Annotated in this window: 20 protein-coding genes; 9 read left to right on the forward strand and 11 right to left on the reverse strand. The window is 63.2% G+C overall.

Annotation, left to right across the window (positions count from 1 at the left end; genetic code table 11):
* Position 1: 1 nt before the first annotated feature.
* The 3 genes from AC6I6S_RS19980 to AC6I6S_RS19990 form a co-directional block, all read right to left on the reverse strand.
* Positions 2–136: a hypothetical protein gene (locus AC6I6S_RS19980; RefSeq protein ID WP_497952684.1), complete on the reverse strand. Its 135-nt coding sequence runs from the start codon at positions 134–136 to the stop codon at positions 2–4.
* 437 nt (positions 137–573) lie between these two features.
* On the reverse strand, positions 574–1,602 hold the full coding sequence (locus tag AC6I6S_RS19985) for a Gfo/Idh/MocA family protein (protein WP_497952685.1): 1,029 nt from the start codon (positions 1,600–1,602) through the stop codon (positions 574–576).
* Positions 1,599–2,708, reverse strand: a complete 1,110-nt coding sequence (locus tag AC6I6S_RS19990; RefSeq protein WP_497952687.1) for a DegT/DnrJ/EryC1/StrS family aminotransferase — start codon at positions 2,706–2,708, stop codon at positions 1,599–1,601. Before AC6I6S_RS19990 ends, AC6I6S_RS19985 begins: the two co-directional genes overlap by 4 nt.
* Positions 2,709–3,118: 410 nt before the next feature.
* Here AC6I6S_RS19990 and AC6I6S_RS19995 point away from each other — a divergent pair, with 410 nt between their 5' ends.
* Entirely contained in the window at positions 3,119–4,453 is a 1,335-nt protein-coding gene (locus tag AC6I6S_RS19995; RefSeq protein WP_497952688.1) for a nucleotide sugar dehydrogenase, read from the forward strand.
* Positions 4,454–4,938: 485 nt separating this feature from the next.
* Complete coding sequence (glmS, locus tag AC6I6S_RS20000) at positions 4,939–6,756, forward strand: glutamine--fructose-6-phosphate transaminase (isomerizing) (protein WP_497952689.1); 1,818 nt, start codon at positions 4,939–4,941, stop codon at positions 6,754–6,756.
* Between the two features lie 67 nt (positions 6,757–6,823).
* Here the strand turns inward: glmS and AC6I6S_RS20005 are convergent, their stop codons facing one another.
* The 3 genes from AC6I6S_RS20005 to glmU form a co-directional block, all read right to left on the reverse strand.
* Positions 6,824–7,225, reverse strand: a complete 402-nt coding sequence (locus AC6I6S_RS20005) for a hypothetical protein (RefSeq protein WP_497952690.1) — start codon at positions 7,223–7,225, stop codon at positions 6,824–6,826.
* Positions 7,226–7,698: 473 nt separating this feature from the next.
* Positions 7,699–8,436, reverse strand: coding sequence for a hypothetical protein (locus tag AC6I6S_RS20010; RefSeq protein WP_497952691.1), 738 nt, complete (start codon positions 8,434–8,436; stop codon positions 7,699–7,701).
* A 26-nt stretch (positions 8,437–8,462) separates the two neighbouring features.
* Positions 8,463–9,644 (reverse strand): bifunctional sugar-1-phosphate nucleotidylyltransferase/acetyltransferase, encoded by a 1,182-nt coding sequence (glmU, locus tag AC6I6S_RS20015; RefSeq protein WP_497952693.1) that lies wholly within the window; start codon positions 9,642–9,644, stop codon positions 8,463–8,465.
* A 492-nt stretch (positions 9,645–10,136) separates the two neighbouring features.
* Between glmU and AC6I6S_RS20020 the strand changes: the two genes are divergently transcribed.
* On the forward strand, positions 10,137–10,346 hold the full coding sequence (locus AC6I6S_RS20020) for a DUF7563 family protein (RefSeq protein WP_497952694.1): 210 nt from the start codon (positions 10,137–10,139) through the stop codon (positions 10,344–10,346).
* Positions 10,347–10,426: 80 nt separating this feature from the next.
* Here AC6I6S_RS20020 and glmM read toward each other — a convergent pair whose 3' ends face one another.
* On the reverse strand, positions 10,427–11,743 hold the full coding sequence (gene glmM / locus AC6I6S_RS20025) for a phosphoglucosamine mutase (RefSeq protein WP_497952695.1): 1,317 nt from the start codon (positions 11,741–11,743) through the stop codon (positions 10,427–10,429).
* A gap of 299 nt (positions 11,744–12,042) precedes the next feature.
* Between glmM and AC6I6S_RS20030 the strand changes: the two genes are divergently transcribed.
* Both AC6I6S_RS20030 and AC6I6S_RS20035 read left to right on the forward strand, forming a co-directional pair.
* Positions 12,043–12,339 (forward strand): PadR family transcriptional regulator, encoded by a 297-nt coding sequence (locus AC6I6S_RS20030; protein WP_497952696.1) that lies wholly within the window; start codon positions 12,043–12,045, stop codon positions 12,337–12,339.
* Between the two features lie 21 nt (positions 12,340–12,360).
* Entirely contained in the window at positions 12,361–12,630 is a 270-nt protein-coding gene (locus tag AC6I6S_RS20035) for a MarR family transcriptional regulator (protein WP_497952698.1), read from the forward strand.
* Positions 12,631–13,049: 419 nt separating this feature from the next.
* Here AC6I6S_RS20035 and AC6I6S_RS20040 read toward each other — a convergent pair whose 3' ends face one another.
* The gene (locus AC6I6S_RS20040; protein ID WP_497952699.1) at positions 13,050–13,208 is read right to left on the reverse strand and encodes a DUF1328 family protein; all 159 of its coding nucleotides are present in this window, start codon (positions 13,206–13,208) and stop codon (positions 13,050–13,052) included.
* Positions 13,209–13,528: 320 nt separating this feature from the next.
* Between AC6I6S_RS20040 and AC6I6S_RS20045 the strand changes: the two genes are divergently transcribed.
* Complete coding sequence (locus AC6I6S_RS20045) at positions 13,529–14,119, forward strand: hypothetical protein (protein WP_497952700.1); 591 nt, start codon at positions 13,529–13,531, stop codon at positions 14,117–14,119.
* 9 nt (positions 14,120–14,128) lie between these two features.
* Here the strand turns inward: AC6I6S_RS20045 and AC6I6S_RS20050 are convergent, their stop codons facing one another.
* Positions 14,129–15,139: a lipid II:glycine glycyltransferase FemX gene (locus AC6I6S_RS20050; RefSeq protein WP_497952701.1), complete on the reverse strand. Its 1,011-nt coding sequence runs from the start codon at positions 15,137–15,139 to the stop codon at positions 14,129–14,131.
* Positions 15,140–15,141: 2 nt separating this feature from the next.
* Positions 15,142–16,761, reverse strand: a complete 1,620-nt coding sequence (locus AC6I6S_RS20055) for an alkaline phosphatase family protein (RefSeq protein WP_497952702.1) — start codon at positions 16,759–16,761, stop codon at positions 15,142–15,144.
* Positions 16,762–16,982: 221 nt separating this feature from the next.
* On the opposite strand from AC6I6S_RS20055, the gene AC6I6S_RS20060 reads away from it, so the two are divergent.
* Entirely contained in the window at positions 16,983–18,101 is a 1,119-nt protein-coding gene (locus tag AC6I6S_RS20060; RefSeq protein WP_497952704.1) for a DegT/DnrJ/EryC1/StrS family aminotransferase, read from the forward strand.
* 78 nt (positions 18,102–18,179) lie between these two features.
* On the opposite strand, the gene AC6I6S_RS20065 is transcribed toward AC6I6S_RS20060, so the two are convergent.
* Complete coding sequence (locus AC6I6S_RS20065; protein WP_497952705.1) at positions 18,180–19,901, reverse strand: ATP-binding protein; 1,722 nt, start codon at positions 19,899–19,901, stop codon at positions 18,180–18,182.
* A 798-nt stretch (positions 19,902–20,699) separates the two neighbouring features.
* Between AC6I6S_RS20065 and AC6I6S_RS20070 the strand changes: the two genes are divergently transcribed.
* Positions 20,700–21,527: a ParA family protein gene (locus AC6I6S_RS20070; protein ID WP_497952707.1), complete on the forward strand. Its 828-nt coding sequence runs from the start codon at positions 20,700–20,702 to the stop codon at positions 21,525–21,527.
* Complete coding sequence (locus AC6I6S_RS20075) at positions 21,520–21,879, forward strand: DUF7970 domain-containing protein (protein WP_497952708.1); 360 nt, start codon at positions 21,520–21,522, stop codon at positions 21,877–21,879. The genes AC6I6S_RS20070 and AC6I6S_RS20075 overlap by 8 nt, the downstream gene beginning before the upstream one ends.
* The last annotated feature ends 50 nt before the right edge of the window (positions 21,880–21,929 follow it).

Consider the following 21,929-nt stretch of genomic DNA (forward strand, 5'->3'; position numbering starts at 1 on the left):
ATTACGCGCACTCGGTGTCGGCGTCGTCGGTGTCCTCGTCTGCGAGCGGATCGTCGACGGTCGACGACGAGAGCTTCCTGAGGATCGCTTCGTTTTTCGCCTGGCCCCATCTGGGGAGTCGTTCTCTGGTGGACATGAGTTGATCTCTCACACGTGGGTGTGAGCGTTATCCAGTAGGTTCCCCGGAACGGGCTTTATTATCGAGCTGGTAAGTCGAGATACCCCGCTCACTTAGTCACTGAATACGAATAGAACATCGACCTGATCTATTGAATCGGTGCCGGGACGGCGATACCGGCACCGATTTCCAGTTCGTTCCATCGATTAAGGGCCGCACAAGCCGCTGTTCGAGACGGCCGTCTCGGATCGATCGTGTCGAACCCGCTATCCGACTCGGTGTTTCGTGGGATATCGGCGACTCCGGGTGATCGGCGATATCCACGGCCGCTGGCGACACTGTCTGCGCGAAAACGAAGATGAGTTCGTGGGTTCATACGGACCACTGTAATCGGCCCCGGCGCAACCGCAGGGCGGTTCGCGGCTGCGCCGGAGAACTCGGTACAACAGACCGTATCAGTGGTCGAGGCTACTGACGACGTCGGCCTCGAGGGTGTCGGTGGCGATCGTTTCGTCGTACCGGGACGGGCTGTCGTCGGTCATCGTCACCTCGATCGCCTGAGCGAGCCGCAGGGCACGCAGCCCGTCTTCCCCGCTTACCCGCGGCTTTCGGTCCTCGGTGACGGCGGTCACGAAGTCCGTAAGCTCCTCTCTGAGCGGCTCGCTCGTCTGGACGGTGAGTCGCTCGACGAGGTTCTCGTGGCGGTATCTGACGTTTCCGTTCTCCTCGATGAACTCCGGCATCGAGTGGCGGTGGACCTCAACCGACTGGTCGATGTAGTCGATCTCGACGCGACACTCGCGGGCGTTGATCGAGAGCGTTCGGACCTTTCGCTGGGTTATCCGGCTGGCGGTGAGTCGTCCAACGGTGCCGTCGTCGAACCGGAGCGTCGCGTTGGCGTAACAGCCGTCGTCGGTCGCCGTTCCCTGGAGGTCAGTGACGTGGCTGTCGATGAGCCCGGAGACGACGTCCAGGTCGTGGATCATCAGATCCATCACCGCCGAGTCGTCGATCTCGCGCCCCGGTGGTGGGCCGAGCCGTTCCGCTTCGATCGCGATCACGTCCAGGTCGTCGACGAATTCCGCGACCGTCGACACCGCCGGATTGTAGCGCTCGACGTGACCGACCTGTATCTGGACGTCCTTGAGCCGGGCGAGATCGATCAGCTTCTGTCCCTGCTCGGGATCGTCGACGAACGGTTTCTCGACGAGGACGTGGACGCCCGCCTCGATACACTTGCGGGCGATGTCGTAGTGGAACTGCGTCGGAACGGCGATCGACACCACGTCGACGGCCTCGAGCAGTTCGTCCATCGACAGCGCCCGTGTTTCGCGTTCGGCGGCGACCTCTCGCGCGCGCACCTCGTCGACGTCGTGGATGCCGACGAGTTCGACGTCCGAGAGCTCTCGGTAGACCCGCACGTGGTTCTGGCCCATCGACCCGGTGCCGATGACGCCGGCCTTGACGGGGAGGTCGACGCTCATCGGATACGCACCTCCGTAAACGCCGCGACCGCGTCCGCGATCCGCTCGACGTCGTCCTCGTTGACGCCCGGGTGAACCGGGAGCGAAACCGCTCGCTCGGACAGCTCACGGGACACCGGGATCTCGGGATCGAACCCCTCGTAGGCCGGCTGATCCGGAATCGGCGTCGGGTAGTAGATCCCGGTGCCGATTCCTCGTTCCTCGAGGTGGGAAACGAGCCCGTCACGGTCGTCCGTTTTGATCGTGTACTGGTGGTAGACGTGGCGGTACCCCTCGGGAACCGTCGGCGTTTCCACCGGCACGTCCGCGAGCGCCGCGTCCAGGGCGGCGGCGTTCTCGCGGCGCGCCTCGTTGAACGCCGGCAGGTGCTCGAGCTGTGCTCGTCCGATCGCGGCGGCGATATCCGTCATTCGGAAGTTGTGGCCGACGTCGGCGTGTTCGTAGCCGTAGGCCTCGCCCTCGACGCGCCGCCCGTGGTTGGTGTATCGTCGGGCCCGGCGCATCACGTCTTCGCGGTCGGTGGTGATCATGCCGCCTTCGCCGGTGGTCATGTTTTTGGTGGGGTAAAACGAGAAGCAGGCGGCGTCGCCGAAGCTGCCTACCCGCTGGCCGTCGATCGCGGCTCCGTGGGCCTGGCAGGCGTCCTCGAGCACCGCCAGGTCGTGTTCGTCGGCGATTTCTGTCAGGGCGGGCATGTCGGCGGCCAGCCCGTAGAGGTGGACCGGCATGATCGCCGCCACGTCCTCGCGTTCCCGGACGACCTCGCGGACCTGTGCGGGATCGAGCGCGAACGTCTCGGGGTCGACGTCGGCGAAGACGGGGGTCGCACCGGCCAGGCGGATCGCGTTGGCGCTGGCGACGAACGAGAACGGCGAGGTGACGACCGCGTCGCCCTCGCCGACGCCCAGCGCCTCCAGGGCCGCGTGCAGCGCGGTCGTCCCGTTCGAGGTCGCGACGCCGTAGGCGGTCTCACAGTAACCGGCGAACTCGCGCTCGAAGGTGTCGACCTCCTCACCGGCAGCCAGTGCGCCGGCGTCGATGAGTTCGTCGACGCGTTCGCGGGCTCGCTCGCTCACGGTCGGGTCCGCGATCGGAATCGAGCTCATCGAATCACCCGGTGCGCCCGTCTCGCTTTCGTCTGTCCCCCATCGCTTGCGGCCTCGTCGGGGTTCACCACTGGCGTTGCACTCATCTCTTGGCTCTTCCTCGGTCCACGGGACGCATTATTATCGCCCAGATAAGGAGACACTCTGTCGCGACTAAGCGCCCCCAAAACGTCGAATTCGACTGAACTGGTCGGCGGACACTGCCGTGCGAGACCGTTTACGGGGGTGTTGCGGCAATGTCTGACTCTTCACCGTTCTCGACCCCTTATCTCGTCGATAATGAAGGGTCCTCCGGGGTACACTTCTGTCAGAAGCCGACCGATCGGCTCGAGAGACACCATGAAAGGAGATCATCTGTTATCACCCGTGGCCCTCGATGCGTCGAGCGAAACGGAGGTACTGTCATAACCATGTCCGATACGATGCGAGATGCCGCCTCAAAGACGAAACGCGAGGACGGGAGCACGGATACGATCTGCGTCGTCGGGATGGGATACGTCGGGCTGCCGCTCGCGGTCGGATTCGATCGCCGCGGCGCGGACGTGATCGGCCTCGACGTCGACGAGGCGAAGATCGACGCGCTCGCTGACGGTACCGACGCGACGGGCGAAATCGGCGACGAGATCATCGAAAACGGCGAGATCGAGTACACGACCGACGCCGCAGCCGTCGCCGACGCCGAGTACGCTATCGTCACCGTCCCGACCCCGGTCGACGACCAGCACAACCCCAACATGGACTACGTCGAGGCTGCCGGCCGATCGCTCGGCGCCCACGTAACGCCCGGGACGACGGTCGTCCTCGAGTCGACCGTCTATCCGGGTGCGACCCGGGGGATCCTGGAGCCGGCCCTCGAGGAGGAGTCCGGCCTTACGGTCGGTGAGGAGCTCCACGTCGGCTACTCGCCCGAGCGACTCGCACCCGGCACCGATCACGGGCTCGGCGAGGTCGTCAAGATCGTTTCCGGGGAGTCGCCCGACGTTCGCGACGACCTCGTTCGTCTCTACGAGCAGGTCGTCGACGCCGGCGTCTACCCGGCCCCCTCCATCGAGGTTGCAGAGGCCGCGAAAGTGTTCGAAAACGTACAACGCGACATCAACATCGCGCTCGTCAACGAGCTTTCGATCACCTGCGACCACCTCGACCTCGATACCGAGGAGGTTCTCGAGGCCGCCGAAACCAAGTGGAATTTCCACGACGGCTACCGGCCGGGACTGGTCGGCGGCCACTGCATCCCCGTCGACCCGCACCTGCTCGCCCACCGCTCGGAGAGCGAGGGCTACTCGCCGAAGCTGATCCTTCAGGCGCGCGAGATCAACGAGTACATGCCCAAACACGCCGCCGAGCTCACGATCAAGGGGCTCAACCGGTGTGGGAACGTGATCCAGGACTCTCGCGTGCTCGTGCTCGGGCTCGCGTACAAGCCGAACGTCGGGGACATCCGCACGTCGGAGGTCAGCGGCGTCATCTCCGAACTCAAAGAGTACGGCGCGGAGGTCGTCGGCTACGACCCCCACGCCGACCCTCACGCGACGACCGACGCCTTCGACATCCCGATCGCCGACCACCTTTCCTTCGACGGGTTCGACGCGATCGTCCTCGCGACGGGCCACGACGAGTTCGCCGCGTTCGATCTCGAGGCTGTTGCGGGCGACCTCAACGACGATCCGTTCATCATGGATATCGCCGGTCTGTACGATCGCGACGCCGCGGTCGCGAACGGGTTCGAGTACGATCGACTGTAGGCCCGCCCAAACCGGTTCGTTTTATCTCGTTTCTAACCGTTCAGCGAAGCATACAGCCAGTTCGAACGAACGTACCGGTCCTGTTTGGTTTACATACTCATCTCTCGGTTCCGAGAGGAACGTGATCGGGAGAAATATCCGCGACTCGGTGGATGAATGTGTTCGGATGTCCGGTTCCAGTCGCCGTCTTGCCTGCGTCAGACATCACGCCGGAATCGACTGCAATGAACGGAACGAATTCGTTACTCCACAGCTAACACTGCCGTTAGTCTATCTATAGTAATGGGTCGTGGGCGTCTGTGTTGCTATCATGTCCGTGCACCGTTCGCCGTCTCGAACTGTCGTCACGGACGACCGACTATGACACGATGCACGACCACCGACGATGGCGCTGGATCGACCGCGAAGACGTGCGTACGGTTCCAACGTCGCCCGGTGCTCGAGACGGCACCTGCGGAAGCGGTGCGAACTGAGGTGACTACCTAATGTGTGGAATTATCGGCCGCGTAGGGAACGGGGATGCTATCGACACGCTCCTCACTGGACTCGAGAACCTAGAATACCGCGGCTACGACTCGGCCGGCGTCGCCGTCCAGAACGGCGCCGGTATCAAGGTGCAGAAACGCTCCGGGAAGGTACAGGAGCTGAAAAACTCGATCGACGGGCGGCCGCTGGAGGGCCGAGTGGGTATCGGCCACACGCGATGGAGTACACACGGGCCACCGACCGACGAGAACGCCCATCCCCACACGGATTCGACCGCCGACGTCGCGGTCGTCCACAACGGAATTATCGAGAACTACGTGACGCTGAAGGCCCGCCTGGGTGAGCAGGGCCACGAGTTTACGAGCGATACCGATACCGAAGTCATCCCGCACCTCATTCAGCAGTATCTGGACGAGGGAATGGCGAACGAAGCCGCGTTCCGCCGCGCAATCGACGAACTCGAGGGAAGCTACGCCGTCGCCGTCATGTTCTCCGGCGAACACACCATCTACGCGGCGCGCCAGGGCTCGCCGCTGGTCGTCGGCATCGAAGACGACGAGTTCTTCCTGGCGAGCGACGTCCCCGCGTTTCTCGAGTACACCGACAGCGTCGTCTACCTCGAGGACGGCGACGTCGCCATCGTCGACCCCGACGGCGTCGAGTTCACGGATCTCGACGGTAACGCGATTGTTCGCGAACCGGAAACGGTCGACTGGGACCCCGAACAGGCCGGAAAGGGCGAGTACGATCACTTCATGCTCAAGGAGATTTACGAGCAGCCCACCTCGCTCTCCCAGGCGATCGAGGGCCGTCTCGATCCCGAGACGGGCTCGATCGACCTCGACGGCTTCTCCGCTGGAACGTTCGAGGACATCGAAAGCGTCCAGTTCGTCGCATGCGGCACGTCTTATCACGCAGCGCTGTACGGCTCGCTGACGCTGAACAAGGCCGGCGTCCAGTCGACCGCGCTGCTGGCCAACGAGTACAGCGTCTCCGCCCCGCCGGTCGATGAGAACACGCTCGTCATCGCCGTCACGCAGAGCGGTGAAACCGCTGACACGCTCAGTGCGCTCCGGAAAGCGACCGAAAACGGCGCGCAGACCGTCACCGTCACCAACGTCGTCGGTTCGACGGCCTCCCGCGAGGCGGACGACACGTTGTTGATCCGCGCGGGTCCCGAAATCGGCGTCGCGGCGACCAAGACGTTCTCCTCGCAGGCGGTCATGCTCAGCCTGCTGGGACAGCGAATCACCGCCGATATCCGCGGTGAGGGCGCCACCGGCGACCTCTCCCCGATGCTTTCGGATCTCACGAAGATGCCCGACCAGATCGAGTCGCTGCTCGAGGAGTCGGTCGCCCTGGAGATCGCCGACGAGTACGACGGCAGCCAGTCGTACTTCTTCATCGGTCGCGGCCTCGGCTTCCCCGTCGCCCTCGAGGGCGCGCTGAAGTTCAAGGAGATCACCTACGAGCACGCCGAAGGGTTCGCCTCCGGCGAGCTCAAACACGGTCCGCTCGCGCTCGTCACCCCCGACACGCCCGTGTTCGCGGTATTTACCGGCGAGGAGGACGAGAAAACGCTGAAGAACGCCGAGGAGGCCCAGACCCGCGGTGCACCCGTGGTCGCGGTCTGTCCAGACGGCCATCCGGCGACCGACATCGCGGACGCCCACCTCGAGATTCCCGAGACGGACTCCGACCTCGCGGGGCTGCTCGCGAACGTCCAGCTCCAGCTCGTCTCCTACTACGCGGCCGACCTGCTCGACCGTCCGATCGACAAGCCGCGGAACCTCGCGAAGAGCGTTACCGTCGAGTAACCGGCTCGCGCGACCGACCCGTTCCGTTTTTTACGCCGTCTCTCGCGTCGCCTCGAGAGTCTCGACCCTACGAGTCGAACGCCCAGTCGGCGGCGGCGCCCTCACCGTACTCGAGTCGGAGCCTCGAGCCGGTTTCGTGCTCGGACCCGAAGGGGCTGTCTTCCACGTACTCGGCGGTAAACGAAATCTCCGCGACGCGGTCTCCCGGTTTCGGACTCATCGCGTCGACGCTACTGGCGAATTCGTAGGTCTTCGGCCACCGCTCGGATTCGACGAACGAGAGCGTCCAGCCGACGGTTCCGCGCTCCCGTCCCAACTCGAGGGTGAACCGCGGCTCGTCGTCCGTTGGCTGGGTGTTCGAGTCGAACGCCGCAACGTCACGGCGCTCCGGTATCGGTCGCCACTCGTGGGTCGTTCGGAAGGCGCTGTGGTGCCAGTCGTCGCCCGACTCGACGCGATACCGCGCCACGAGAACGAACCCTGGGTCGTCGTCGCGTTCGAAGAGCAGTCCCGTCGCCTCGATATACGAGCCATCCGGCTGCCACTCCGTACTGTCACTCGCGGCGACCGTCGCGTTTCCATCGGGTCGAACGGCACCACCGTCCGCGAACTCGTGGGTGCCATCGGTACCTCCGAACGCGGTGGTTCAGCCAGCGAACGCGGGCATCGTCGTCGCGACGCAGAGAAACGTGCGCCTGGAGGGCATACAGGCATTTCGGAACTCTATCATGTGGTCCTTCTCTTTCGAAAACAGCATCTATCTGCGCCAGGTTTTTGGGCGACTCCGCTCGCTCGATTCTCGCCTGCGGTTAGGTGTGACCACCTCGAGAATTTTCGGCGACGCTTTCTGCGGCGGCCGCTATGTAACTCCCGCAAGCGACCCAGTACATCCGTGATAAGACCATCGCTGTCCGAACCGAAACACGACGGTGCGCGCCGCGATCAGAACCCGTCGTCGGAGTCGCTATCGCTCGAGTCGTTGTCCGGATCGTCGTCTGCCGAGTCGTTGTCCGGGTCGCCGTTGTCCGCGTCGTCGACCTCGCTCGAGTGGACGAGTTCGCCCTCGAGGTAGACGTTCGCCTCGCCGTCGAGTCGCTGGAACTCGACGTCGCCGTCGACCGCGTAGGTGTGGCTGCCCGACTCGAGTTCACCGGAGGCAGCCGACTCGTCGACGGTCGACTCGGACTCGGTCTGTTCGTCTGCGGGCTCGACCGCGCCGCCGACGGTTAGCTCGTAGACGACGGTATCGGTGCCGATCGCCTCGATCTCGAGGGTGTAGCTCGGCTCGTCCTCGTCGCCGTCGGCCCCGTTACCGTTTTCGTCCTCGTTACCGTTTTCGTCCCCGTTACCGCCTTCGCCGTCCGCATCGCCGTTTTGCCCGTTCGAGTCACCGTTTTCGCCGCCGTCATCGCCCGCGTCGCCGTCTTCTCCGTCCGCTGACTCGTCATCGCTCGCGTCCCGGCTCTCGTCGTCCGACGGGCCGTCCCCGTTTTCGGGGACCGAGTCGTCATCGTCGCCGACGGACGGGAGACTCGAGTCGGCGATACCGCCGGCTCCCAGCGAGAGAACGACCCCGACGCCGAACAGCAGCAGTCCGAACAGAACCAGTCCGGCGTGGACGCCGTTGATCGACCCCCGTTGTCCGGTTCGTGTCTCGTCGAGGCCGTCTCGTGAGTGCATGGGTTCCGTTGGGTTTGGAGGCGTGGTTACCGGTCTCGGTCGACGGTTTCGCCGGGCGTGGTGGTGGCACCGGTGTCGAGTTTCAGCCCGGGGGTAAGGCTGGTGTTGATCGCGGTTTTGACCTCGTCGCCGGCGACGACGCCGAACTTTCTGCGGCCGGTCGGGGTCCGCTCCCCCTTGACGGTGAACTCGATGTCCTCGCCGTCGTGGCGCAGATTCGCGACGGTCGTTCCGGCGCCGAAGTTGACGTTACGGCCGAGGACGCTGTCGCCGACGTACGAGAGGTGGCCGACCGTCGCGCCGGCTGAGAGCACGCTGTTTTTCACCTCCACGGCGTGGCCCACTTTCGCGCCCTCTCCCACGAGGGTCGCCCCTCGAACGTACGCGTTCGGTCCCACTGTCGCATCCTTGCGGATCAGCGCTGGCCCCTCGATCACGACGCCCGACCTGATCTCGGCGCCCTCCTCGACCACGACGGGTCCCTCGAGGTGGGCGTCCTCGCTTACCTCGCCGTCGATCCGCCCCTCGAGTTCGCCGAGTTTCCACTCGTTCGCCTCGAGCAGTTCCCAGGGCCGACCGACGTCCATCCACCGCTCGAGGGTGACCGGCGTCACGGTGTACTGGTCGATCACTTTTGCGAGGACGTCCGTGATCTCGTGTTCGCCCCGGTCGCTTTCGGGTACCTCGAGCCAGTCTTTGGCCTCGGCCGGGAAGGCGTACGCCCCGGCGTTCGCGAGGTTCGTGGGCGGGTCGGCCGGCTTCTCGACGATCCCGGTAATACTGTCGTCGACGGTGCTCAACACTCCGTAGTTCCGGGGATCGTCGACCTCGAAGGCACAGACGGCCGGACACTCGGCGAACAGTCGATCGACCGTCGCCTGGTCGTAGAGGTTGTCACCGTTGAGAACCGCAAACGGGCCGTCGATGTGTTCGCGCGCCGTGTTCACGGCGTGGGCGGTGCCGGCCTGTTCTTCCTGGATGGCGTACTGTACGGGAACGCCACGGTAGCGCTCGCCGAAGTGGTCACGAACCGTGGCCGCCTCGTAGCCGATCACGAGTACGACCTCCGACGCGCCGGCGTCGATCGCGGCATCGACCGTATGGGCCACGAGCGGTCGGTCTGCGACCGGAAGCATCGGCTTCGGGAGTGACGCAGAGAGCGGTCGAATGCGCGTGCCTTCGCCCGCTGCGAGAACAATCGCTTTCATCGATGGCCGATAGTTCCCGCACAGGACGCATAATTATACGGGATATAAGCGCGTGCCGCTCGGCGACAGCCGTTTTGGAACGCCAGTCGTTCGACAGGCCGCGGTGTATGGAGAACGTACTCGATCGAAGACCTGTTCAGCCGGTTTGTACGGTCAGGTGCTGATCCTCTGTCCGGCTTTGGTTTGATTCATCCGGATCGGTATACCACTGATCACGTCCGGACGAGACTCGTTTGAGGGGTACTCTCGGTAACGGTATGCGTTAACTCTTTTGGCCATTACCGCTGCCCCCCTCAAATCGGGACGTTTTGTCCCGCTATATCCTCTCCAAAAACTCAAGTAATAATGAATTTCTGGCAGACGCGGCCATGATGTTCTATTTCTCCGTACATTCTCTCCCGGACCATTCCGACTGTTGTCCCAATTTCATCACTCTCCCGTCCGGCGTTATGTTGTTTATAGTAAATAGTCTACTGTCGCTATGCAGTGATGATGTCGACGGAACCATCCGACACGAAGTGGACGCCGATGGCTGCCACTCAGCAGACGACCGCACCTCGCTGTATCAACTGCGACAACCAGGTCACTCGTCAGTTCGCACGCGTGTTCGGTGATAACCGGGACGTCGTTCACGCGTGCCCCGAGTGTTCGACCTACCGGGAGATGAAAACCGCCGACTACATTCCGAAAGAAGTCCGATAGCCGTCCGTCGCCTCTGACATGGTCTTCTACCGCTCGTTACCCTCGAGCGACTAGTTCGGTAATCGTCGACGCGAGCGCGACTACTCCATCGCGTCCGCCACGATCGCTGTTGCGTCATCGTACAGCGTTTCGGCCGTGGCCTCGTCGCGAGCCTCCGCAGTCACCCGAACGAGCGGTTCGGTCCCACTCGCCCGGAGCAAGAACCAGCCCCCGTCCGTGCCGACGCGAACACCGTCGAGCGTGTCGACGTCGTCGTACCGTTTCTCGACGTACTCCTCGATACGGCTCATAACGGCGGTTTTGTCCGCAACCTCGATCGAGGAGCGGCGGATCGGATACGTGTCGATAGACGCGGCGAGCTCCGAAAGCGGCCCGCGGTCGGCGACCAGTTCGACGAGCTTACACGCGGCGAGTGGCCCATCCGGACACAGCGTTTCGGTCGGCCAGATCCACGCTCCGCTCGGCTCGCCACCGAAGCTGACGTCCGGTTCGGTCGCTCGCTCGGCCACGTAGACGTCGCCGACCTGGGTTCTGGTCAGCGAGGCACCGACGGCTGCGAGCGCGTCGTCCACTGCGAGACTCGTGTCGACCGGAGCGGCCACCCGCTCGCCGTCGCTCGCGGCGTTCCGAGCGAACAGCGCCAACAGCGAGTCCTTGGGAACGAACGTCCCGGTTTCGTCGACGGCCATCATCCGGTCGGCGTCGCCGTCGTGGGCGATGCCGAGATTGGCGTCGGTTTCGGCGACGACGGTCATGAGGGTTCCGAGCGTTTCACGGTTCGGTTCGCTCGGTCGCCCGGGAAAGCCACCGTCCTGTTGTCCGTTCAGCGTCTGAACGTCACAGCCGAGTTCGTGTAGCACCGATGCCGTGACGCCGCCGGTGCCGTTGCCGACGTCGACGACGACATGGGGTGGGCTCTCGATCGATACCGACTCGTGTAGCTGTTCGGCGTGATACTCGAGTGCCCCGTCGCGTTCTTCGTAGGAGCCGAGTTCGTCCCAGGATCCGAGTTCGTAGCTCCCCTCGTTGACCCGTCGTTCGATCGCTTCTCGCTGATCGGGTCCGAACGCTTTCCCAGACGGCGTCCAGAGCTTGATTCCGTTGTCCGGTGCCGGATTGTGTGAGGCGGTGATAACGATACCGGCATCCGCATTCAGCCACTCGATCGCACGTGCAATCGTCGGCGTCGGCGCGATGCCGACGTCGATCACGTCTGTGCCACATTCGCGTACGCCAGCGGTAAGCGAGTCGGTCAGTAGTTCGCCGCTCTCCCGCGCGTCGCGGCCGACGACAACCCGGTCGTACCCGTCGGATGCGACCGCCCGTCCGACCGAGAGCGCGAGTTCGGCGGTCACATCCGTTCCGACGACGCCACGTATTCCACTCGTCCCGAACATGCTCGAGACTCACGCTGGTGACGGGTTAATATGTATGGACTAAGGACTTCCTTGTCAAATGAATTCGGCTCCTACCGCTGTTTTCGGCCACTATTCGTTATCGAGTGCTACTATACATATTCATTCACCGCAGTCGCCCGACCATAGTTGAACGTCCCGTGTGTGTTCGCTGAAACGATGAATGAGTGCATAAGGACGGATGATTGCACGGGATTAGCCGTTTAGCGGCATCCTATATTTCTAAACGGTAATCGGTGTACTTATATCACACTCTACTACCCCTGAGTGAGGAGATTCCAGTGCACGATTTGACCGGTTTCCAGCGCGATCTGATGTTCGTCATCGCAGGAATGGAGTCGCCGAACGGCCAAGAGATCAAAAAAGAACTCGAGGTGTCCCAGGGTCGTGAGATCCTTCACGGACGCCTGTACGCAAACCTTGACACGCTCGTCGAGGACAGCTACGTCGAAAAAGGCGAACTCGATGGACGGACGAACCGCTATACGATCACCGACAAGGGCAAGGAGGCTATCGCTGCCAGATACGAATGGCAGACCGAGTACGTCTCCCCGGATGCAAAGCCCGCCAAACTGTAACGCGCAACTGCTTTCCAATCAATGAGTGCGACAAACCAAGACACCGACGTCAGTACTGAAGCGGATACGGACACTAAATCGGCCGTTTCGGAGCTTCCACCCAGTGCGAAGCTCGTCTTCAAGGTTCTCGAGTATGAGGGGTCGATGACCCAGGACCGTATCGCGACGGAATCGCGGCTCTGTCCTCGGACCGTCCGCTACGCGCTCGGTAAACTCGAGAACCAGGGAATGGTGACCAGCCGCGTCAATCTCAAGGACGCGCGCCAGTCGGTCTACCAGCTCGCAGAGTAACGTTGCAGTTCGTTCTTCACGATCTCCCGAGAGACCGCAGCGGCGGGTACGATCCGATTCCGACGGCCGACAGCAGCGGTGGCGTCCGTTTTCCGACCACGACGGCGGCCGGTTGACGCTGCTGTCGTCTCCGGAATCGCGGCTGGCGCTTCCGATCCACGTACCGCCTCTACGGTTCGCGCACTGTTGTTGCGATCCGGTACCTGGCGCCCGTTCGTCGAACAGGTCGCCGTAGCGGTCGCCCTCGAAAGGAAGAAGACTGAAAGTCACTACACACTTGGCGACGCCCATCGGCGGCGACCCTCGGCCTCAGCGACGGTGCTGGCCGCTCAGCGGTGACTGGCTGTGACCCGCTTCAACGACTACTATCGGCGCGCGCTGGTACCCTCGAGTCGACGAAAAAAGCTGGTGTGATGAGGCTATAACAGCAGCGCGACGATCGCTAGTACGATAAAGATCAGCACGAAGATCCGTGCGATCCCCATCGTTACGCCTGCAACGCCTCGAGCACCGACACCGCCAGCGAGGATCGCCAATACGAAGAAGACGATCGCCAGCCAGAGGAACTCACCCGGCATGGTCCCACCTCTTCGTGGTCGGCTGTGGTGTCGGGTCGATACGACCGCTGGATCGCTGGCAGTTTGGTGCCATACGACCAACCTGACATTGACCTCCCCCTTCGTTATCAACGTGATAGTTTCGAAAAACCGGTTTCTATGAGTGTCATAACGTACTGATTCTCTCGAATGTTGGAGAGAGGCGGTTCGATACGCCGAACGATGATGCGGCCGTCTTCCCTCTTTATCCCGTCTCAAACTCCGCTCGGCGTCTCGAATCGACGGTACCGAACGCGATTATCGGCGTGATAATAAGGATCACTGATCGTGACTGTTCACATATGTCTACCCGAACGCTCCTCCCGTCGTCGAGGACCGACGGCCGGCGCACTGTGGGCACGGTCCGTTCGGTGCTCTCGAGTCCGTCGTACGCGCTGGTGGCCCTGCTCGGCAGTGTCGTCGGCCTCACGCTGTTCGTCGCCTCGCTCAACATTGACCTGTTCCGCTTTGCCCTCCTCGAGGCAGACCACATGAGCACTGGCGACCGGTTTGCGATCCTCTTCGAGCAGTATCCGTTCCTCGGACCGATGTTCGAACCGACGACGGGGGGATTGCTGGTCGTTTCGGGGGTCCTGTTCGGTATCAACCTCTCGCTGCTCGTCTATCACTTCCGTCAGGACCGCGTCACGCTCGGCCAGGGTTCGGGAAGCCTCCTCGGGGTTCTCTTCGGCACGCTCGGCGCGGGCTGTGCCGCCTGTGGGACCGTCGTTCTCGCGGCGATCCTGTCGCTGTTCGGGCTCGGCGGTGCTGCCGCACTGCTCCCGTTCGACGGCCTGGAGTTCGCGGCGCTCGCGCTGGTGACGCTCTCGCTGTCGATCTACTGGCTCGCAGACGGGATCCGGAGCGGTGCCGTCGAGGGCTGTCCGCTGTAGCCCTCGCCGTTACCGCAGTTTCTGGTAGCGGTCGATTAGCAGGTCCAGACCGAACGCCCCGGCGGTGATCGTGTAGTGGGCTTCGAGACGGGGGTTGAACTTCGCCTTGTACCGGTTGATGCTCGGGACGCCAGCCCCGACGAGATCGTAGCGCTCGAGACCGGCCTCGAGTCCGTCCCGCATGACGTGCCAGTCCAGCAGGTCGTTGATCGAGAGGTCGACGTCGGCGTCGGGTTTCACCCCACCCTGCCACCGATAGCGGGTCGTTTCGGACTCGATAACGAGAATGCCACCGAGGAACTCGCCCGCGGACCGACAGGTGTACGGCCGGAGCGCGCCCTCGGGTAGCTCCTCGTACAGCGAACGAGCAAACTCGGCGGAGAGCTGAAACGGTCGGTCCTGACTCTCATACCGCGCGCGAACCTGATCGACGATCCGCTCGACGTCGTCACCGGTCCCCTCTTCGACGACGTACGCGCCCTCGTCCGCGTTACGGACGTTGCTTCGCGCGTCGCTGCTGAAGCGACCGAGTAGCTCGTCTTCGGTTCCCTCGAGGTCGACGACGTAGGTGTAGCCCGGGCGAACCTCGTACTCGTTCCAGGTAAACGGGCGGAGGTCGTCGAACTCGGCGGCGACGAACTTACAGTACCACGGTGAGAGTTCGGTATCGATCCACTCGAGACAGCCCTCGACGAACCGCTGGGTTCGGCGGTCGGCCTTGCGCTGTTTGAGTTTGTCGACGTTCAGTAGCGACGGGCCGAGATAGCACGACCACGAGTACGGCGCGGGTGAGAACGCCCCCGTAAGCGGCCCCTTCGTGTACGCGAAGACGGGAAAGAGGCCGACAGCTTCCTGTCCCTTGAACCCGGCGAGCAGGTGGACTGTCGTCCCCGTGTCCTCTGCCTGTAGCGCCAGCGCTTCGGCTCGGTAGAACGGGTTCGTTCCGTCCGCTCGTTCGACGTATCGATTCCACTCGTCGGCGTCGGTCTGGGGGTCGAGTTCCCTGATTTCGACGCTCATCGTCAGAGATACCCCAGGTCCGAGAGACGGTCTTCGACGGTTGCATCGTCGGTTGCCGTGATCGGTTCGGGATCGTAGGCGGGATACTCCGTCCGCTCACCCGGGCCGACCGCCGGCAAGACCCGCCCGTCCATCTCGGCGTCGACCGGGACGTCGAACAGCGCGCAAATCGTGGGCGCGATATCGAAGATGGTCGGTGAGCCGAGCGAGGCCGTCTCGTCGAACGCGGGACCGGTTGCGGCGACGATTCCCGTTCGCTTGTGGTTCCAGGATTCGACCGGCTCGGCGAACTGTTCGCCCTCAAGACCGCCGACGATGGCGTTGTCGAAGCTCGTGGGCACCGTCAGAATATCGGGGCCGCGATCGAGTTCCGGCCCGTCGAAGTACGTCTCTCTTGGTTCGACCGCTTCGAACATCGGTTCGCCGGCGGGCGTCTCCACTGCCGCGAGTTCGTCGATCAACGCCGCCCGAACCGCCTCGTACTCCGAGGCGGGCACCTGGCCGTTCGGCTCGCGGCCTTCGAGGTTGAGCCGTATCCCGAGTTCGCTCTTCGAGCGGACGTACGCCCGCGAATTCGGGAAGTCGACCTGCTCGCTGCCCGCTCGGATCATGTCGTTTGGCACCCGCCGGCCGATCGGTTCCTTGAGGCCGACGAGGTCCAGCGTGTTTGCGACCCGCTGTGTCGTGACTCCGAACCGCGCGGCGACGTTCATCGTTCGCTCGAGGGCGCTCGGTTCGTGCTCGCCGGCGTCCTCACCCTCGAGCAGGTCGTTCTCCCAGGCCCGTGACCACGTGGGCATTCCCTCGCCGCCGCTCTGTGCTTCGACGTCTCCCCGCTCGCGGAGGAATTCGTTGACGCGGAACTCCTGGCCCTCGACCGGCCCGATCCCGTGGTCGCTCACGACGAGGACGTTTTCGGGCTCGAACGCCTCGAGGGTGTCTCGTAGTTCGCGGTCGACGGCCCGGTACACCGCCTCGATGGCCGCTTTGTCTCCGGGACGTTCGTGAAACACCGAATCCGTCTGCTGGAACTGGACGAATCCGAAGTCGGGGGCGAACCGCTCGAGCAGGTAGCGAAACGCCGATCCCCTGCGCTTGATGGTTCGCTCGTAGCTCTCGACTGAGGTGTCCGGCTCGGGACCGCTCTGGGGGTAGACGCGGTAGCCGCCGCAGGCGTCTTTGACGTCCTCGAGAATCCCCTCGGGGTGGCAGTCGGGGTCCTCCGGCGCGGTCATTCCCGGGATCAAGGCTCCGTCGAACGGTCGCGCGGGATGGGTCACGGGAACGTTGACGACGACACTCGAGAGCCCGTGATCGCTCAGTAGTTCCCAGACGGCCCGTTCCCGAACGTGAGTTGCGTTGACGACGTCCCAGTCGTAGCCGTCGAAGGCGAGGAAGTCGAAGACGCCGTGTTTGCCTGGATTTTTCCCGGTGTACATCGAGGGCCACGCGCTCGCCGTCCACGGGGGGATCTGCGATTCGAGGGGCGCGCTCGTCCCGTCGTCGAACAGCCGCTCGAGGGTCGGCAGTTCGTCAGCCTCGAACAACGGCGTGAGAACCGGAAGACAGGCCGCATCGAGCCCAACGACGAGGAGACGTACGTCGTCATCCGTGTTGTCCATAGACGGCTGATGCGCTCTGTCGGGCTTTGTTATGCGACGACTGGACGCAGGTAGGCAGTGGTTTCACCGACGAGGGCTACCGGTGCTGCCATCGATTCCACCGGGAGTAAGCACCGTCTGTCCTTCGCTCGACAGAAGTACCCTGTCTATCACTAAGGTATCGTCGTTCCAACCAAGCATCATATGACTACACTGTTCACACGCATGGACTCTCATCACACATGATCAGTGAGACGCCGTCGCTGTTCGTCTGGTCACTGTCGGAGCCGCGACCGCGGGGCCTCGAGTCGTTCCTCGCGCGCTACACGGACGCCTACGCGTTCTACGGCTCCGGAAAGGCGGCCCTGTTCGACGGTATGCGAACGCTTGATGACGCCGGCGACAGCGTTCTCGTTCCGTCGTATCTCCCCGATGCCGTCGTCGAACCGTTTCGCGACCTCGGCCTCGAGCCGCGGTACTACGCAGTCACCGACGAACTCGCACCCGACGTCGATCAGCTCCAGTCGCGTTTCGACGACGAGACGGCCGCGGTCATGTCGGTCAACTACTTCGGCTTTCCACAGCCCGGCCTCGAGGCCATCAGTGATCTCGCCGCCGATCACGGCTGCTATCACATCGACGACAACGCCCACTCGGCGCTCAGCGTCGACGGTGGTACGTTGCTCGGCACTCGAGGCGATATCGGAATTACGAGTCTCTGGAAGATCCTTCCGGTTCCAAACGGTGCGCTCCTCTATTTCAACGACGAGTCGATCGACCGCCGCTTCGAGCCGTCTCCGCTCACCGGAACGAACGAGCGGCTCAAGCGCGATGACTGGCGGTTCGTGCTCAAATCGCTCGCCACGGACGTGCTCAGTACGAACGCGGCGCTCAAGCAGTCGGTCGACGCCTTCGTTTCGGGTTCGGGGTCGACGACGAGCACTGCCGCCCCGGTCGACCGCTACGAGGAGACGAAGACGTCGATGTCAAAGCTCACCGCGCGCGTCGTCGACGACGCTGACCCCGACGCGATCCGTGCGGCCCGTCGGCGACACTACCGGTGCTGGCAGCAGCTGTTCGAGTCGCGATCCGACGCTACGGTCTTCTACCCGGAGCTTCCGCCGGGTATCTGTCCACAGGTGTTTCCGGTTCGGGCGGACGACCCGGATGGTCTGCTCGCGGAACTCACACGCAGTGGCGTCGCCGGTGCACACCGCTGGCCTCGACTCCCGAAGGTAGTCCGCGAAGACCCCGAACTCGAGACGGCCGTCGATCTTTCGACCGAGGTCATCGCGATACCGGTTCACCAACAGCTCGAAACCGCGGCTATCGAGGCCGTCGGTCGCCGACTCGGTCGGTGACCGTCGACTTATAGTAACAACTGAAACGGTTTACACACTGATCGCACAGCCGTCGTGCGATCAGGTGTGCATTGACTTTCAGTGGCTACTATATTCGGGGTCCGCGTGTTCGGTGGCCGCGAGCATCCCGAGAACATCGTCGTCGATCCGGTAGGTGTGGTCGTCGGTTCGGTCGAGGATGCCGGCGGTTCGAAGCTCCGAGAGGAGACTCTGAACGGCCACGGCCGAGCGGTCGACGTGTGTCGCGACGCCCGCAGTGTCGAGCGGACCGGACCTGGAGAGGACGCCGACGGCTCTCCGGGCCGTTCGTTCGTCACAGCGTGAATTTTCACACGCACGCGCGAGGCGCCGAGCCACTGCCGGGCGACCCAGGAGCTGTTCGATGTCGTCGGTGGTGACGTCTTCGCCGTCGAGGTCCGCCGGGTTTCGATCGGCCGTCGCCGTTTCGTCGTCGGTTTCTACCACCGGGCCGTCCTCGATGCTCGTGTAGCCGAACTCCACGGGATCCCCGTCGGCCTGGAGTATCTCGTCGGTCGCCGCGGCGTCTGTTCTCGCCTCCAGCAGCCGTTCGAGCCGGTGTTCGAGCTCCCGAATCCGCCCGCGAAGCCGATCGTTCTCCCCTTCCAGGCTCTCGACTCGCTCCTCGCTCGCTTCGAGGTCGTCCGCCAGCCGTCGGCGCTCGTCGGTGAGTTCGTCCCGTCGTTCCTCGAGTTCGAGCAGTTCGTCGTGGAGCCGACGAACCTCCTCACCCGTCTCCGGGAGTTGGGTCTGGATCGACTCGGGGTTGCTGAGGGCATCCGCGAGCTGGGTCGCCGCGTTCGAGATGTCCCGCGCCGAGGAGAGTTCGTCCTCGAGCGTCTCGATTCGCTTCTCCCGTTTCTCGAGTTTCCGCTCGAGTTCTTCGACGCGACTCTCCTCCTGTTGTGTCCGCTCGCTGATCTTCTCCAGGTCGCCGACCAGGGCGTCCGATACCGATTTGAGGTCCGGTCGCTCGAAGTCGTCGAGTCCCGGCGTCGCGCCGGCGTCGAACGTTCGCTTGCGACGGAACTGCACCTTTCGGACGTCGACGTCGGTCCAGTCGGTCTGGACGTACGCCTGACCGTCGTCGAGGTCGGAGACGAGTTCGGCGTACTCGGTGTCGATGATCCGGCCGACGACGTTGGTATCGTTCTCCCAAGTGAGCCGGTGCCAGACGAGCCAGTTCGCCTGCGTGATGAAATCCTTCTTGACGTCAGCCGGCCGCTGACTGATTCCCAGGATGCCGAGGCCGTGTTTGCGCCCGCGCTTGCCGATCTTGATCAGTAGCTTCCCGGTTTCGCCGAGACCGCCGCCCTCCGGGATGTACTCGTGGACCTCCTCGACCACGAGCAGGAAGGGCTTCTTGAGCTTCTTCTCCTTGACGAACAGCTGTCGAGCCGTCTCCCGGAGCAACTCGTCTGCGACCTCCTCGTCGAGGTAGCCCGAGACGTCGAGGATGACGGGGACGTTCTCCTCGAGTGCGAGCGAGGCCATCTGTTCGGCGTGTTCGGGGCCGATCTGAATGTCACACTCCTCGTCGGCACCCGCGTGGAGCATCTCGTACTCCTCTTTCAGTCCGTAGTACTCTCCGTCGGTGTCGACGACCAGCAACGGGTAGCCCGACTCGAGTAACTCCTCGGCGATCACCGACGCCGTGTTCGACTTCCCCGATCCCGATTTGCCGGTGACGAACCCTCGCCCGGTCAGCAGTTCGACGACGGGCAACTGCACTTCGTCGCCGTCGTTCGCCTCACCGACGGTTATCTCCCGTCGCTCGCTCATCGGCCCACCCCGATCACGCACACGTTCATTCTATCAATACACTTCCCATACTGTACCTTGAATATTGGCCTCGATAGACGCGTTCCTGCGCTCGAATCGCTCCGCTCAGTTCGCACGTGAGCATCTATCAGCCTCAACTGTCCGGACCTTTCGAGCATCCCACACTGTGTACAATGTCCAAACGGTTTGGACCGCTCGGGATGCTCACATTCCCGACTCACCCCGCTCGCTAATTCCCTCGCTCTGCGCGTTCTCCTCACCATCGCTGCGGACGTGCACACCTTCTGCACAGTTCGCTGCTAGTAGTCTCTTCGAGTCATTTACCGCTCTATTCTGTTTCCTCGAGAGGGTCGGACCTTCTACACTTCCTAAACAGCGTGTAATGTTTACACATTGTGAACGGTACGAACCTCTCGGACGGTGAACACCGTTTCCGCTAAGGTTAAGGGTTTTCGACTGGTCGGTTCGCGTGGTATTCGCCGGCCGGAGAATTCGAAGAATGTCTACACGGTTCCCAATGTGTCAACTGTGCGAACGGTTCACGACGCCCGAGCGTCGCAGGCTGTCCGAACTGCGCGGTCTTCGCGGACCGTTCATACGGTCTGAACTGTGTAAACAGTTCAAACGCTTCCCGAGGCCTCGTGCAGGAGAACGGCGACTCGAGAACCGTCCAGTCCGACAGTTCTCGCCGTCCCGACCGTTTACACAGCCTACACTGTGTACACATTGTAGACTTCCCGGACCGTCGAAACGGGTCGGACCGTGTTCGCGGTGCCGGCGTCCGAGGTGTCCCAACGAATGACTTCACCACGCGCCGTGAGCGTCGCCCTCCAGAAGGGCGGCGTCGGCAAGACGACGATCGCAATCAACCTGGCAGAACGGCTCGCTAACCGCTCGAACGACGTGTTGCTCGTCGACCTGGATCAGCAGGGGAACGCGACCGAGGGTGTCGGCCTCGCCGAGGCGTACTCCAGCGACGTCCACCTGGGGGACGTCCTCGACGACGGTTCCGACACCACACCCCACGACGTGATCCGCACTGCCGGCTCGTTCGACGTACTGCCGGCCAACGAGGACTTAGATAGCGTCGAGAACAGCATCCGGAGCGCTACCTTTGGAGAGCTCTGGATCCGAAACGAGATCGTCGACCCGATGCTCGAGGACGGCTACGACTACGTTGTCGTCGACTCGCCGCCGAACCTCGGCCCGCTCGCCGACGCCTCGCTCATCTCGACCCAGCATGTCATCGTTCCGCTGCGGATGAGCGAACCCAGCGTCAGCGGCTTCGAACGAATGTACACCCAGCAGATCCAGCCGATCCGCTCGGAGATCGACCTCGATATCCTGGCGATCGTCCCCAACTCGCTCGCGGGTGACAACGAGGAGAAACGGATCATCGGTGACCTCGAGGGGTCGGAGTTCGGCCGGTTCCTCCCCGAATTCGCGCGGTCGGCGCACTTCGACGATCCGGACTCCCCGGGGCCGGGACTGCGAGAACGGATCGCGTTCCGTCGCGCCTGGCGCGAGGGCGTCCCGCTCGCCGAACACGATCCGGAGAGCGACATGCTCGAGCGACTGGACGAACTCGCGGCGATCGTCGAGCGCGGAGGTGTCGCCGATGCCTGAGGACAACCGATTTGCGGGGCTGGGAGAGGCGGTCGACGAGGACGACGAGTCCGAGTCGGCATCTCCCGGCGAGGAGACGGTTTCCTACGAGGACGAAACCGACGCCGCGGAGTCCGCCGACGAGGAACCAGCGGCGTTCCCGTTCGATGCGACGACGAAGAAGACGGTGTACGTTCGACCGGAGTCCGTCGATGAACTCGAGGACGCGCGAGCGCTCGTCGACGCGAAACTGCGGACGGAACACGACGTTCGCGATCTCACCGGCCGGGAGTTCTACGACGCGGTATTCCGCCTTGCTGCGGCCGATACGAACGGGGTGATCGAGGCGCTGCTCGCGGAGCGCGACAGGTAATGGCGAATATATGAAGCCAAAATATTATTGTATGCTGGACGTTCATGGGA

The sequence above is a fragment of the Natrononativus sp. DTA114 genome, from assembly GCF_059736515.1.